Raw genomic sequence first — 13,546 nt, 5'->3', positions numbered from 1 at the left:
AAAAGAATGGAGCATACGAACGTGAAAATTCTTGCCATCTCAGATGTCCCGTCCAAGGCGCTGTGGGACTATGACACCCGTGCCCGGCTGGAAGGCATCGACCTGATCCTCTCCTGCGGGGATCTGCCTAAAAAGTATCTGGAATATCTTACAAACTTTACCGCTGCACCCATCCTGTATGTGCACGGCAACCACGACGGCAGCTACCAGACCGAGGGGGAACCCGGCGGCTGCATCTGCGTGGACGATCAGGTGTACACATGGAAGGGCCTGCGCATCATGGGGCTGGGGGGCTCTCAGCGCTATAATAAAGAGGACACCTACCAGTACACCGAAAAGGCCATGCGCCGCCGTGCGCACAAGCTGGAGCATCAGGCGCACAAAAAGGGCGGCATCGATCTGCTGCTGACCCACGCCCCGGCAAAAGGGCTGAACGATGGGGACGACCGTGCCCACATGGGCTTTGAGTGCTTCAACGAGATTCTGGACGAGTACCAGCCCAAGTGGTTCATCCACGGGCACATACACCTGAATTACAATGCAAAGCTGCCCCGGGTGTGCACCCGCGGCAACACCACCGTCATCAACGCCACCGAGCGCTATGTGTTCGAGATCCCGGACCCGGATCCGGCCGAAGAGCGTAAGTCCCTTTGGCGGATGCTGGGGTTCTGACTGGCTTTCGGCTCTTGGAAAAATGATTTGAAATGCCCTCCGCCTTTACGACCACTCCTGTGAAAATGAGATATCGGAACACCCGCAGGCGTTCCGATATCCCGAAATTTAAAATAATTTTCCGCTGTTTATGCGCGGAGCGCATTCTCAATCGTCCTGGCATAAAAAGAAGCCGCTGCACAGTGCTTGTGCAGCGGCCTTTTTGTTTATGGAGCCTTATTGCGGGAATGGCGGGCGCGGCAGCAGTGCGGTACTGCCTGCGTCTCTGTGAAAAAAATTACAGTTCCAGCTTACCGGAGAATTTGTTGATGACGTAGTAAGCTGCGCCCTCCTCGGGCTTGACGTACACCTTGCAGGACTGCACGCCGACCTTGTGGGTGGTGCGGTAGTCTGCCTTGGCGCGGTCGATGATGTCGGTGATGTTGTACTGCTCACCGCCCATCTCTACATACAACTCGGGTGCCAGCGGCGGGCGGCCACGGCGGGCGGGAGCCTTGGTGGATTTGCGGGTCTTGCCCTCGGCAGCCGGAGCTTCGGCTGCGGGAGCAGAAACTTTCTTTTCAGGCATAATACATAACCTTCCTTCTGTATTTGATCTGATGCAGCGGGGCTGCACCGGCGGGCTCCAATGATCTATCGCAAGGCAGAAGCGGCGCGGAAAGCGCAGAACTCGCTGCCCCATACGAACCGGAACGAAAATGTTTGCGTAAAGAAGTTAAACTTATAATTATATAATAAGTTTTTAAAATTCATTTGTAAAGACTTTTTTATAAAAAACATTGTAAAAACGGGAGGAAACAGTAGAATAAATGCCCGGAGCGGTGTTCCGATGCTTTTTTCTCGGGTATAGTACGACCTTTCGGCAAAACAGGCAGCCATTCCCGGGAAAGCCGGGCAGCATTGCGGCCACAAATACGGCGGGCAAAAACGGCCTTTTGCGAGGGCAGAATAAGGCGGAACGGAACTGTCGGCGCACGCAGGGGCGCAGCAGAGAAAAAGCAGAAGCTGCCGCACAAAAAGCAGTGCGGCAGCTTTCTTTTGCTACGGCAGGTCGTCGCTCGTGTTATGGAACGCCATCTGCGTAAAATTAACAGGATTTCGAAAATATTTTTGTAAAACCTGCGGTTGGAAATTAAAACTGCTTGAAAAAATATAACAGATACAGCGAAAAGAAACCGTACAAAAATGCGATGACGCTGAAAAGCGGGAGTAATGATATCAGGCTGCGCTCAACACAGAAACAGTGCCAGAACCTGAAATACGGCAAACAACACGACGAACAGTATCGCAAGGAAGCCTGCCCGGCGCACCAGCGCCAGCAGCACCAGCGCTCGCCGCCCGTCTGCACCCCGGTGCAGAGCGGACAGGCTGTGCAAAGGGAGACCATCCCAATAATTGTGTAAACCTCCGGAGAGGTGTAAAATAGAAGCATCAGGATGGAGGAAAAAGATATGTCCCGAAAGAATCGAAGTCCGGAAGAAAAAGCCCGTAGAGCAAAAATCCGTGAACTGCTGCAGATGGCAAATATCGACAGCATGGATGACATCCAGGACTTGTTCAAGGAAACCATTGCCGAATTCATGGAGAATGGTTTAGAGGCCGAACTGGATGAGGATCTTGGCTACAGCAAATACGACTACAAGAACAAAGCTACGGACAACAGCCGGAACGGCCACAGCAGCAAAAATCTGCGGACCAGTTTCGGTGAAGTCGAGGTTTCTGTTCCCCGTGACCGGAAAGGTGAGTTTGAACCGCAGCTTTTGAAAAAGAACCAGACCAGCATCAGTCAGGATATCGAAGAGAAGATCCTGTCCATGTATGCGAAAGGCATGACGACCGGCGACATCGAGGCGCATATTCAGGATATCTACGGGCTGTCTGTGTCAGACACTACGGTGAGCCGGATCACGGATAAGATTCTGCCTGTGGCGAAAGAATGGCAGCAGCGGCCTCTGGAATCGATCTATGCCGTAGTTTTTCTGGATGCGATCCACTACCATGTCCGCAGCGAAGGGCAGATTGTAAAGAAAGCAGTATACATTGCCATCGGCCTTGATCTGGATGGCCGCAAAGATGTTCTGGGGATGTGGGTCGGCGAGAATGAGAGCGCAAAGTTCTGGGCGACCGTACTGAATGGTCTGAGGAATCGGGGCGTAGAGGATATTTTTATCGCATGTACAGACAATTTGACTGGTTTCGATACAGCCATCCATGCAGTGTTCCCGGAAACGGAGATTCAGAACTGCATGATTCACCAGCTGCGGAATTCCAGCAAATACGTTTCTTACAAAGACCTGAAGGCTCTCATGTCCGATCTGAAAGCCGTGTATGCAGCAGTGGACGAGCAGGCTGCTCTGGACGCTTTGGAGACTTTCGCGCAGAACTGGGACAACAAATATCCCAAGATCGCAAAGTCGTGGCGGGAAAACTGGGCCAACCTCAGCACCTACTTCAAATATCCTCAGGAAGTCCGCCGTCTGATCTATACCACGAACACGATCGAAGGCTTTAATCGGCAGCTGCGGAAGGTCACAAAATCCAAGAGCGTTTTCCCGACAGACGACAGTCTGCTGAAAATGCTGTATCTGGCGATGATGGATATTACGAAAAAGTGGACGGGTCGGCAGCAGGACTGGAGCCGAATCCATGCGCAGTTGTCCATCTATTTCGCTGAGCGTATGCCGGATTAACACCTGCTGCGGAGGAATGTCAAGGGTATATGAACGGCTTCGCCGCCCTTGACATTCCCCCTTGCCGGCGTTATGTTGTTGTTAAGGCGACAGCCGGTTTCGCCGTCTGCCGCTTTATATTAAAATTGCTCTTGTTTTATAGCTGTCTGGACTTTACACAAAATTTGGGAAAGACCCTAAATGAACTGATTGATATTTTGCGCAAGCATTCCATTGAGGTTCCGGTTCACATTCAGGAACGGATTCAACTGGACACTCCACTTGAATAAAGACATATCCACCAGGGCTATTTACTGGCCCTGGTATTAACAGACGAGCAGTGGCTCAAATATTCGATGTCACAAATGCTACAAATGGCTCAAGTATTCGTTAGCAAAAGTGGCTCAAATATTGGCTGTCACGTGGCTCAAATATTCATTGACATTCACATCATACGAACACACTCCTTTATTTTAGTCTCTGTCCGAGATAAGTATTGGTATATATAACTGACCTTTTTATTCATTTTGTATGAATGCTCATTGAAAAATGAATAGGAGCAAGGTGGGTTTCAACCTTGCTCCTATCGGTCAGTATATGCTATTCAGTTCAACAAATTGAAATATGTCTAACTGTTTTGTAAATTTACATTTTTGTACACTGTAAATAGTCTTTGATCAAATAAATACGGTATCTTAATAGTTCTCTTTTCTTACCTCAAAGTAAGCCTGAGGATGATTACATACAGGGCATTTTTCAGGAGCTTCTGCACTAATTACAAGATGTCCGCAATTGCGACATTCCCACATTGTAATGCCACTCTTCTTAAACACTTCCATAGTTTCAACGTTCTTAAGAAGTGCACGATATCTTTCTTCATGAAGTTTTTCGATCGCAGCAACACCTCTGAACTGAGCGGCTAATTCCGGGAAACCTTCTTCTTCCGCTTCATTAGCCATTCTAGCATACATATCTGTCCATTCTGCATTTTCGCCTTCTGCAGCGTGAAGAAGATTTTCTGCGGTATCTCCAAGTTCACCAAGCGCCTTAAACCAGAGTTTTGCATGCTCCTTCTCATTGTCAGCTGTCTGCAGGAATAATGCTGCAATCTGCTCATATCCGGCCTTCTTTGCTACTGAAGCAAAATAAGTGTATTTATTTCTGGCCTGAGATTCCCCTGCGAACGCTTCCCAAAGATTCTTCTCTGTCTTTGTTCCAGCATACTTACTCTTTACAGGCGACTCTTCCACCTTCTTGAAAACAGATGCAGGCTGCTTACATACTGGACACTGCTCCGGTGCTGCCTCTCCTTCATACACATAACCACAAACACTACATACCCATTTACTCATTTTTATATCTCCTTTTCGATTTAATATTTCACTCTTATCTTCATAAGAAGTGTGTAACATCTTTTCTGCCAATTCACTTAACGGCTTTCCATAAAACTCCTCATAAAGATGAATAATCTCCGGATTCTCATGACTCCGTCTGAGTGTCATCGCCTCATCCCTTGTATAGAGACTTGCAATTCTCGCTTTACGTACCTCGTCCTTATCCTTCATGATATCCTTTGGTTGGCCGCCTCCACCGATACATCCGCCCGGGCAAGTCATAACTTCCACAAAATGATACTGTTTTTCCCCCTTCTTGATGCCCTCAATTAATTTCCCGGCATTGGCTGTACCATATACTACAGCGATATTCACATCTAAATCGCCAACCTTTAAAGTGGCTTCTTTGACGCCTTCATATCCCCTTACAGGTGTAAGGTTGAATAACTGCTCCGGTGATTTTTCTTTTGTAATAAATTCGTAAGCAGTTCTGAGAGCAGCTTCCATAACACCTCCGGTATTGCCGAAAATAATACCAGCTCCAGATGCATCTCCCATAAAATTGTCATATTCACCATCTTCAAGACTGGCAAAATCAATTCCTTCCTCTTTTGCCCACTTTGCAAGCTCTCTGGTCGTGATCACGTAATCCATGTCACGCATCCCCTCTACACCAAGATAATGAGCAGAAGCGTTCATCTCATCTCTGCGAATTTCAAATTTCTTTGCAGTACATGGAGTAAGTGCCACATTTACAATTGATTTTGGATCTATACCCTTCTTCTCAGCAAAATAGGTCTTAATTGTAGGTCCCTGCATTCCGATAGGGCTTTTCGCTGATGAAAGATTCGGAATCATTTCCGGATAATATGTTTCCACATACTTAACCCATGCAGGACAACAACTGGTAAACTGAGGTAAGGGAGCGTTTTTTTTGGTTATTCTCTCAATAAGCTCACTAGCTTCCTCAACAATAGTAAGGTCAGCTGCAAAACAGGTATCAAGGACATAATTTACGCCTAATTTTCTAAGCAACGAAACCATTTTTCCTTGTACAAAGCTGCCATCAGGCATACCGAATTCTTCCCCCAGCGCAGCTCGTACGGATGGCGACGTACTTACAATGACAATCTTTTCCGAATTCTGAACCTCTCTCTTTACATCCAAGTATTCATACTTTTCTATAATACTGTCTACAGGACAGACATTTGCACACTGTCCGCAATTTATACACACAGCCTCTCCACAAGTCTGCTCAAATGTATATGTACCATGCACACCTATGGCATTTGTACATACGTCCTTACACATTCCACATTTAATACATTTTTCTTCCAAACGAGTAATACTCGGATTATTTCCCTCGATTGGAACACGCACATGTAAAGGTAAATGATTCATCGTTTATCCTCCTAAAAATATAGATTTGCAACACTATAAACCCGTTTGTAAGCATACAAATATTGTGTTTCCATAATACCGCAACATCTGTATTTAAGTCAAAAGCTTTTGCATTAGCAAAACAAATTCAAATTTTCATTATTCTTTAGGTAAATCAAAATCATCTTTCCAAAGCCTCTTATAGCTGACAGCCATGTACTTCACCGATCCTTTCTTGTCAACTCTGCTAAGTAGACTTATACTATTTTATAGTATACCACGAACTTGCTTATTTTCAATGGATAATGTTGTGATAACTCTGTTTTTATGGAATATTTTAATAATATCTTTGTTTATATGATCGCATACTTTTTAGGGAGGTTTAAATACGCTCTCAGGCACGATTCACAAATTGGCAAATTGGCAAGCAGTGTAAACCTGTACAGGTTCACGCATTTTCTCGATTTCCCCTCCGGTGCAATCTTCGCAAATCTTCTTGTTGAGGAAGCGTCCCCAATCCCCTTTGAACGGTATCTGCGATACCGGCTGCTCGTTCATTCTGAACGTTTTCCTGAGAAAGAAAAAACCTGGACTACCATTTGGCATCCAGGTTAAAATCTTAATTCCATTTGATTATTCTTACTTCTCAATCCAGCCAATAAAGGTACTGACCTTTTCGAGATTCTCCTCATTCATGGTTCTCAGCTTCTCGCACAAATCACGATACGGGGTATTCGCATCGTCCAGCGGAGTGAAAAATTCTGCCGGTGTCATATCAAAATACGAGATAATATTGAACAGTTCCCTGAGAGATGGCAAGGCCGCTCCGCTGGTTATACCACGAATGTATGAGCCGCTCTTGTCCAAATCCAAACTCATCTTGTGTTCGGAAATATTCTTTGCTATTCTCAGTTCAGTAATTCTGATACGAATAAATTCATCATACTGCGTGTTGGCCACTTCTGTCCCTCCTTCCTCAATTATTGTAGTATGAATTGGAAGGCAGTGTTGGTAGCAAGAAAATGAATTTTCGCTTTATCTTTTCTTTTATTGGTGATGTAATTACCAATATCAGGTTTTGATTGGCGATACCAGTATGAAGTATCTCCAAAGGAGAGATTTTTATGAATTTATTCGCTGTCAGTTTCTTTGGACACAGAGAAGTTGATGATCCGTTTGTGATTGAACAGCAGTTGGAAGCAATCGTCCGTGAGCTGCTTCATTCCAAAGAATATGTCGAGTTCCTTGTAGTGGCTTACTTACGGTCGATACGCCTACGATATAGGCAGGGTCATCATCCGTTATTTTTCAACGATTTTCTCATGGACTGGTTGAAAAGGATGAAGCCCCGTGTGGCGGTCACGACCTATGCAAACTACGAGATCGTGCTCACACGCCGCAGATAAAAAAGAAAACTCCCCCAGACAAGCTGGGGAAGTTCTCTTTTTTATGCCGGTGGTGGGGGTCGAACCCACACGTGTTATTAGCACAAGGGATTTTGAGTTTTCGGGAGGGTTTTCCATTTGGTGTCATCTGGTGATCTTTAAGGTCATCTGACGCCCGGCTTTAAAGCGAAAAAACAACAGCACATCGAATGAATTTTTGATAAATCTACGATTTTTCGTTACGTTTCCCCTCGGCTCCGATTTTTCGATTTGGAAGGCAAAAAAGGAAATTGGAGGGATATTTAGGAGGGATGCAGGGCAAAACGCTCCTCTGCTTAGGCACAAAACGAAAGGAAAGTCAAGGATGATGAACAAATTTCAAGCCAGAAAATTTTACAGGAAAATATTTGCAAACTATCCCGATGTTCTTACCGTGGAGGATGCAACAAATCTCTTGGGCTTCAAAAGCCAGACCGGCGTGATACGGCGCATCCATCAGAACCGTATCCGGTACCTGAAGGTCGGCAGAAACTTTATGATCCCCAAAGAATATCTCATAGATTACCTTTTGAGCGATTGATTCCATATCGACTATATTATATTACATAGCGCACTGCTTTTTCAATGTCAAGAAGCTGTGCGCTTTTATTTTTTCAGACAGGAGGTCAAGTTTTGCACAGCAATAAGAACAGAAAGTTGAAAAAACAGCATGATCCTTGATTATTTCTACGGACAAGCCGGAGAGCTGTTTTCGTTCTACCGCATTCCCAAGGCTCTTTTTCAGGAGCAGCGGTTTCAAAATCTGTCAACCGATGCCAAGACCCTGTACGGCATCTTGCTTGACCGCATGAGCCTGTCCGTGAAAAACGGCTGGCTGGACAAGCAGGACCGGGTGTTCATCCTCTTCACGATAGAGGATGTCAAGAGGGCATTGTGTTGCGCAGACAACAAAGCGACCAAGCTGCTCCGGGAACTCGAAAAGTTTGGGCTGATTGAACGAAAACGCCGAGGGCAGGGAAAGCCAAGTTTGGTGTATGTGAAAAACTTTTCGGCAGAATCTTCAAAAGAGAGTGTCAAGAATCGTGATAATGACGATTCTTGTGGCTTCAAAATCGCGTGTCAAGACCCTGCAAAATCACGATGTAATAAGACTAAAGACCTGCTAATAAAAGTCAAGTCCCAAAACAAGAAAATTCGCTAACCGACCGCTGCCCATGACAAACAGTATTCAAATGCTGGTCAAAACACAGCGAGGGCGACGGAGGGGATAGCAAAGCAAGCCCAGCCAGCCCTCGCAAAATCAGGATAGCATTTGAATGCTTCGGTTTGTCAAGGGTTCGCTGCGCCAGCTAAGCGGTTCTTTGAATTCAGCTCAGGCTCAAGAGGAAATTACGACCAAAAACAAATATCCATGCTTATTTTGAGTGTTTGGAGTCCATTACAGCTTTCACTCTAGCATAATAGATTCGCAAGAACTTGTTGGCTGAAGCCATCATGTAAACTTTGTAGGGTTTTCCCTCAGAGCGCTTTTTGTTCATGAATTGAAAAACCGGCTCATCCTGAGGTTGTGTCTTCAAGATGACAGTCATAATCAGAAAGAGCGTCCTACGTAGAACAGCCGAACCCACTTTACTAATTCCGCTATCGTTGCCCACAATCTTGCCAGAATCATTTGGCTGCGGTTCAATTCCTGCAAATGCAATGAGTGATTTCTTGGATGAGAAACGACGGACATCTCCGATCTCAGCCATCAGTTGAGGACCGAGAGAAGGGCCGACGCCGTACATTTCCATCACAGTATCAAATTCCGGAAGCTGTTGAGAAAGGCGAAGCATCTCCTGCTGGAATGCAGCCACGGACTGAGATACGGCTTTCAGCTGAGCGACCTGTTGCTGAATAAGGAGTTTTGAGGTTGGGGATTTTGGAAGAGAAGCAGCATTGACTGCACAGGCATAGATCGTATCCGATTTTGAGCGAGTGAAATTATATCCGTGCTTCTGACACCACTTTAAATACTTTTTAGCAAAGGCATCAGAGGAAAGGCTTGAAACACACTCACTGTGCCAGAAGTCTCCAATGAAATCGACCCATTTTTCGCACCCGTTGCTCTTTGCGGGGCTTGAAAATAGCTTGTTTGCATCTGGAAAGGTCAGGTCAAGAGATGAGATCAGATTATTCTTCAGCATAGTACGAACTGCCACGGCTTGCTGGTACTGACGATAACAATTCTTCAAAGCCAGCCGGGTATCATCTTCGGGAAGATACTGTCGTAGCCGTGTCCACTTGTCGAGCGTATAGTTGGCGATTTTAACAGCGTCTTTTCTATCCGTTTTGACACGTCTTAAACTGTTGTTGTCATAGTCATGAATCAGAACAGGATTGACTACGGAAACGAATAAGCCCGCATCGTGTAAAACGAAAGCAACTGGTTTGTGGTAATTCCCGGTGGCTTCCATGACGACACGGGTCTCTCCGTCCAAAGCTTTGAGCTTCCCAGCCAGATCGTTCAGGCTTTGGGCGGTATGTAAAACTTCAAAGGGTTCGAGTACTACTTCTCCAAAGGGGCGCATGACGCAAACCATGCTCTTTCCTTTGGAAACGTCAATGCCTACAGCGTTCATAACGGTTCCTCCATTACTTTGTATTTGCAACCGGAATCCATCTTTTACTCGTTGCCGATTCAATCTATTGGGTGACACGAACGCTCCGCTTGGCGGGTGGCTCAACCTGCTTAAAACGAATGCTACAACAAGAGAGATGGTCAACTGTCTTTAGAACGGGCGTAGAAGCCCAGAGAATGATGCGTTAGCCGATTACTCTCTTATTGTAGCTTAGGTACGAGTTGGAATGGAATATGGCTGGCTGCCATATCCGGTTCCATGTTTATTGTAATAGAGAATGATACTGAACTGAGTGAGACTGAGCCTTTCTATTCTGAAGAAGCGGATGGGATGAGCAAACGCACCCAACTGGAAGAATATTTTTCGCAGTCTTTGGAGGTGGAACTACTGCTCCGGCTCTGCCCGGACGATGAGGATACCATCTATCAAATCGTAGATTTGCTGGTGGATACCTGCGCCACCAACCGCAAAACGCTGCGCATTGCCGGGGACGATAAGCCCGCCGAGGTGGTACGCAGCCGGTTTATGAAGCTGAACGCCGACCATATTCGTTTTGTGCTGAAGTGCCTTGCAGAGAACAGCAGCCCAATCCGAAACATGAAACAATACCTGCTCGCATCTCTGTACAACGCACCCACCACGATGCAGCTTTCCTATCAGAACCAAACCAACCACGACTTAGCGAATCGGAGGTGATGAGAATTTCAAAGAAAGCAACCACAATAGCCATCGTCAACCAGAAAGGCGGCACCGGCAAGACCACGACCTGTGAAAATCTGGGCATCGGTCTGGCGATGGAAGGCAAAAAGGTCCTGTTGGTGGACGCTGACCCACAGGGCAGCTTGACCATCAGCATGGGCTGGCAGCAGCCCGATGAACTGCCCACGACCCTTTCCACCCTGATGGCAAAAGCCATGAACGACCAGAGCATTCCACCCGGCGAGGGTGTTCTGCACCATGCAGAAGGCGTTGACCTGATTCCGGCAAACATCGAACTGGCAGGGCTGGAAGTTTCCCTTGTCAACTGCATGAACCGGGAAAAGATGCTCAAACAGGTGCTGGAAGGGGCAAAGTATGAATACGATTTCATTCTGCTGGACTGCACTCCTTCCCTTGGAATGCTGACCGTCAATGCCTTGGCAGCGGCGGACACCACCCTGATTCCCGTGCAGGCGCAGTACCTTTCGGCAAAGGGTCTGGAACAGCTTTTGCAGACCGTGCAGAAGGTCCGGCGGCAGATCAACCCGAAATTGAAAATCGAGGGTATCCTGCTCACCATGACCGACAGCCGCACCAACTACGGACAGCAGATCGACAATTTGATTCGAGGTGCTTACGGCAGCAAGATCAAAGTGTTTGACCAGACCATTCCCCGGTCCGTCCGCGCTGCGGAGATCAGTGCCGTGAGTAAGAGCATTTTCCAGCACGACCCCAAAGGCAAGGTGGCAGAAGCCTATAAATCTCTGACCGAGGAGGTGCTAGCGAATGCCGAAAGGCAGCTTAAACGTGTCGCTGAAAGGGGCAGATGACATTTTCTCCACGGAAGAATCCCGGCAGGAACAGCAGCGGGAACAGGTGCAGCAAATTCCCATCGGGGAGCTGTTTCCTTTCAAGAACCACCCCTTTAAGGTCTTGGATGACGAGTCCATGCAGCGCACCGTAGAAAGCGTAGAACAGTACGGTGTGCTTTCTCCGCTGATTGCACGCCCACGCCCGGAAGGTGGCTACGAAATCATCTCCGGGCATCGCCGTCAGCACGCTGCACAGCTTGCCGGACTGGACACCCTGCCGGTCATTGTCCGCAATATGGATGATGATGCCGCTGTTTTGCTCATGGTAGACAGCAATCTTCAACGTGAGAACATTCTGCCCAGTGAAAGGGCTTTTGCCTACAAAATGAAGCTGGAAGCCCTAAAAAATCAAGGTGCTAGGTCAGATTTAACTTCGGTGCAAGTTGCACCGAAGTTGAGCACCGAGAAAATCGGTGAAGAAGTGGGCATGAGTAAGGATAATGTCAAACGCTATATTCGCCTGACCAATCTTGTACCTGAACTGCTGGACATGGTGGACGAAAAGAAAATTGCCTTCAATCCCGCTGTGGAGTTGTCCTATCTGGACGAAAGCCAACAGCGGGATTTTTTAGAAGCCATGAACGACACCCAGAATGCGCCGTCCCTTTCCCAAGCGCAGCGGCTTAAAAAGCTGGCGCAGGAAGGGCATTTCTCGTATGATGTTGCCTTTGCTGTGATGGGCGAAGAAAAAAAGGACGAGTTGGACAAAGTGGTCATCAAAAACGACACCCTGCGGAAGTATTTCCCACGCAGCTACACCCCGAAACAGATGGAGGACACCATCATCAAGCTGCTGGAACAGTGGCAGCGCAAACAGCAGAGGCAGAACGAACGCTGACTTATACCGTAATGAAAGACCCGAGGGGGTCTTTTTCTTTTGCAAACAAAAGGAGAAAACGCCTATGAAAAACAACGCTACCCGTACCATCCGCTCCGAGGAGATCACCATTGACGTGCGTATCTGCGCTGCGCTGGCGGCAAACCGGGGCGGTGAGGTCTACCTCGCAGCCATTGCCCCGGATATGGAGCTGACCGTCATCACGCTGGACGAGGCTCCCGACATCCTGCCCTGCTTTGACGAGGACGATGCCTGCCTGAACCTTCCCAACACCTCGCTGCTGCTCTGCTACAACCCGGCGCAGGTGCTGAAGATGGGCGGCAAGCACTACCTGACCGGCCCGGTGATTCTGGTTCGTACCAACATGGACGGCGAGGTCATCTCGCTGACCATCGATGAGGTCTACCTGTTCCAGAAGTATCTGGAAAGCCACAGCATCACCCTGATGGCAGATGACCAGAAGCTGCCCTGCATCTGCATGGAGTGAGGTGTGACATGCTGAACTTTTTTATCGGTATCACATTTTTTGAGGCTGGTGCCTTTTTCGGTTTCTTCGTGGCGGCTTTGATGCAGGCGGCACGGAGCGGAGAAATCGGGCGGAACGGAAAGGAGGATTCACATGGAAGAGAACACTCTGTCGGTGCTGAAAATTGCACCGGGACAGTATCCGCAGCAGGTCGAGATCGATAACGACCTGAAAGCCTTGCAGCAGGCAGTGGGCGGCTCTATCGGCGCAAGCTACCCCTTTGCGGATGACCCGGTTGCCATCGTTTATAATGATGACGCAAAGCTCATGGGTCTGCCGCTGAACCGTGCCCTGTGGGACGAGAATGGGCTGATGTATGACGTCGTTGCCGGAACCTTTTTGGTGGTAGGTCTGGGCGAGGAAGATTTTGCGTCGCTCTCCCCGGAACTGGCACAGAAGTACGAAGAGCATTTCCATCAGCCCGAAGCTTTTCTCCCTCTGGGGCGTCGCCTGATGGTCATTCCGGTTCCGGATGAATCGGTTCAGAATGACACAGAAAAAGCTGTGAGCAAGCCCCCGGTGGAACATGACCGCTAAGACAATTTTCTGC

The 13,546-nt window shown here is 47.7% G+C and carries 15 protein-coding genes and 2 pseudogenes; 11 read left to right on the top strand and 6 right to left on the bottom strand.

Annotated elements, in window-relative coordinates:
* The first annotated feature begins 21 nt into the window (after positions 1-21).
* The gene (locus ACXPUX_RS00395; protein ID WP_458829175.1) at positions 22-672 is read left to right on the top strand and encodes a metallophosphoesterase family protein; all 651 of its coding nucleotides are present in this window, start codon (positions 22-24) and stop codon (positions 670-672) included.
* 277 nt (positions 673-949) lie between these two features.
* On the opposite strand, the gene ACXPUX_RS00390 is transcribed toward ACXPUX_RS00395, so the two are convergent.
* Both ACXPUX_RS00390 and ACXPUX_RS00385 read right to left on the bottom strand, forming a co-directional pair.
* Positions 950-1,240: a DUF6465 family protein gene (locus ACXPUX_RS00390; RefSeq protein WP_458829173.1), complete on the bottom strand. Its 291-nt coding sequence runs from the start codon at positions 1,238-1,240 to the stop codon at positions 950-952.
* 661 nt (positions 1,241-1,901) lie between these two features.
* A complete protein-coding gene (locus ACXPUX_RS00385) occupies positions 1,902-2,048 on the bottom strand; it encodes a hypothetical protein (RefSeq protein ID WP_458829171.1) in 147 nt (48 codons plus the stop codon).
* 75 nt (positions 2,049-2,123) lie between these two features.
* Between ACXPUX_RS00385 and ACXPUX_RS00380 the strand changes: the two genes are divergently transcribed.
* Together ACXPUX_RS00380 and ACXPUX_RS00375 are read left to right on the top strand one after the other, a co-directional pair.
* Positions 2,124-3,362: an IS256 family transposase gene (locus tag ACXPUX_RS00380; protein ID WP_458829169.1), complete on the top strand. Its 1,239-nt coding sequence runs from the start codon at positions 2,124-2,126 to the stop codon at positions 3,360-3,362.
* Between the two features lie 29 nt (positions 3,363-3,391).
* Positions 3,392-3,631, top strand: coding sequence for a hypothetical protein (locus tag ACXPUX_RS00375; RefSeq protein WP_458829167.1), 240 nt, complete (start codon positions 3,392-3,394; stop codon positions 3,629-3,631).
* Positions 3,632-4,036: 405 nt separating this feature from the next.
* On the opposite strand, the gene rbr is transcribed toward ACXPUX_RS00375, so the two are convergent.
* The 3 genes from rbr to ACXPUX_RS00360 form a co-directional block, all read right to left on the bottom strand.
* Positions 4,037-6,076, bottom strand: a complete 2,040-nt coding sequence (rbr, locus tag ACXPUX_RS00370; RefSeq protein ID WP_458829165.1) for a rubrerythrin — start codon at positions 6,074-6,076, stop codon at positions 4,037-4,039.
* A 384-nt stretch (positions 6,077-6,460) separates the two neighbouring features.
* Positions 6,461-6,613, bottom strand: a complete 153-nt coding sequence (locus ACXPUX_RS00365; protein WP_458829163.1) for a hypothetical protein — start codon at positions 6,611-6,613, stop codon at positions 6,461-6,463.
* A gap of 81 nt (positions 6,614-6,694) precedes the next feature.
* The gene (locus tag ACXPUX_RS00360; RefSeq protein WP_458829162.1) at positions 6,695-7,015 is read right to left on the bottom strand and encodes a helix-turn-helix domain-containing protein; all 321 of its coding nucleotides are present in this window, start codon (positions 7,013-7,015) and stop codon (positions 6,695-6,697) included.
* Positions 7,016-7,179: 164 nt separating this feature from the next.
* Here ACXPUX_RS00360 and ACXPUX_RS00355 point away from each other — a divergent pair, with 164 nt between their 5' ends.
* From ACXPUX_RS00355 to ACXPUX_RS00345, 3 genes and pseudogenes are all read left to right on the top strand, one after another.
* Entirely contained in the window at positions 7,180-7,461 is a 282-nt protein-coding gene (locus ACXPUX_RS00355) for a hypothetical protein (RefSeq protein ID WP_458829160.1), read from the top strand.
* A 343-nt stretch (positions 7,462-7,804) separates the two neighbouring features.
* Positions 7,805-8,020, top strand: a complete 216-nt coding sequence (locus ACXPUX_RS00350) for a helix-turn-helix domain-containing protein (protein ID WP_156070185.1) — start codon at positions 7,805-7,807, stop codon at positions 8,018-8,020.
* Between the two features lie 129 nt (positions 8,021-8,149).
* Positions 8,150-8,599 (top strand): annotated as a pseudogene (locus ACXPUX_RS00345) (replication initiator protein A); the annotation flags it as partial.
* A 256-nt stretch (positions 8,600-8,855) separates the two neighbouring features.
* Here the strand turns inward: ACXPUX_RS00345 and ACXPUX_RS00340 are convergent.
* Positions 8,856-10,061: an IS110 family RNA-guided transposase gene (locus ACXPUX_RS00340; protein ID WP_154244678.1), complete on the bottom strand. Its 1,206-nt coding sequence runs from the start codon at positions 10,059-10,061 to the stop codon at positions 8,856-8,858.
* Between the two features lie 273 nt (positions 10,062-10,334).
* On the opposite strand from ACXPUX_RS00340, the pseudogene ACXPUX_RS00335 reads away from it, so the two are divergent.
* From ACXPUX_RS00335 to ACXPUX_RS00315, 5 genes and pseudogenes are all read left to right on the top strand, one after another.
* A pseudogene (locus tag ACXPUX_RS00335) lies at positions 10,335-10,757 on the top strand (DUF6017 domain-containing protein); the annotation flags it as partial.
* Positions 10,757-11,590 carry a ParA family protein gene (locus ACXPUX_RS00330; RefSeq protein WP_458829158.1) on the top strand — a complete coding sequence of 278 codons (834 nt, stop codon included), beginning with the start codon at positions 10,757-10,759 and terminating at the stop codon, positions 11,588-11,590. The pseudogene ACXPUX_RS00335 and the gene ACXPUX_RS00330, both read left to right, overlap by 1 nt.
* Positions 11,547-12,470 (top strand): ParB/RepB/Spo0J family partition protein, encoded by a 924-nt coding sequence (locus ACXPUX_RS00325; RefSeq protein ID WP_458829156.1) that lies wholly within the window; start codon positions 11,547-11,549, stop codon positions 12,468-12,470. The genes ACXPUX_RS00330 and ACXPUX_RS00325 overlap by 44 nt, the downstream gene beginning before the upstream one ends.
* 64 nt (positions 12,471-12,534) lie before the next feature.
* Entirely contained in the window at positions 12,535-12,957 is a 423-nt protein-coding gene (locus tag ACXPUX_RS00320; protein WP_458829154.1) for a hypothetical protein, read from the top strand.
* A 126-nt stretch (positions 12,958-13,083) separates the two neighbouring features.
* A complete protein-coding gene (locus ACXPUX_RS00315) occupies positions 13,084-13,533 on the top strand; it encodes a DUF3846 domain-containing protein (RefSeq protein ID WP_458831264.1) in 450 nt (149 codons plus the stop codon).
* Positions 13,534-13,546: the final 13 nt, after the last annotated feature.

The organism is Faecalibacterium sp. PGM34 (assembly GCF_054456555.1).
The sequence above is the reverse complement of the archived record's forward strand: the minus strand, read 5'-3'. Positions and strand labels throughout refer to the sequence as shown.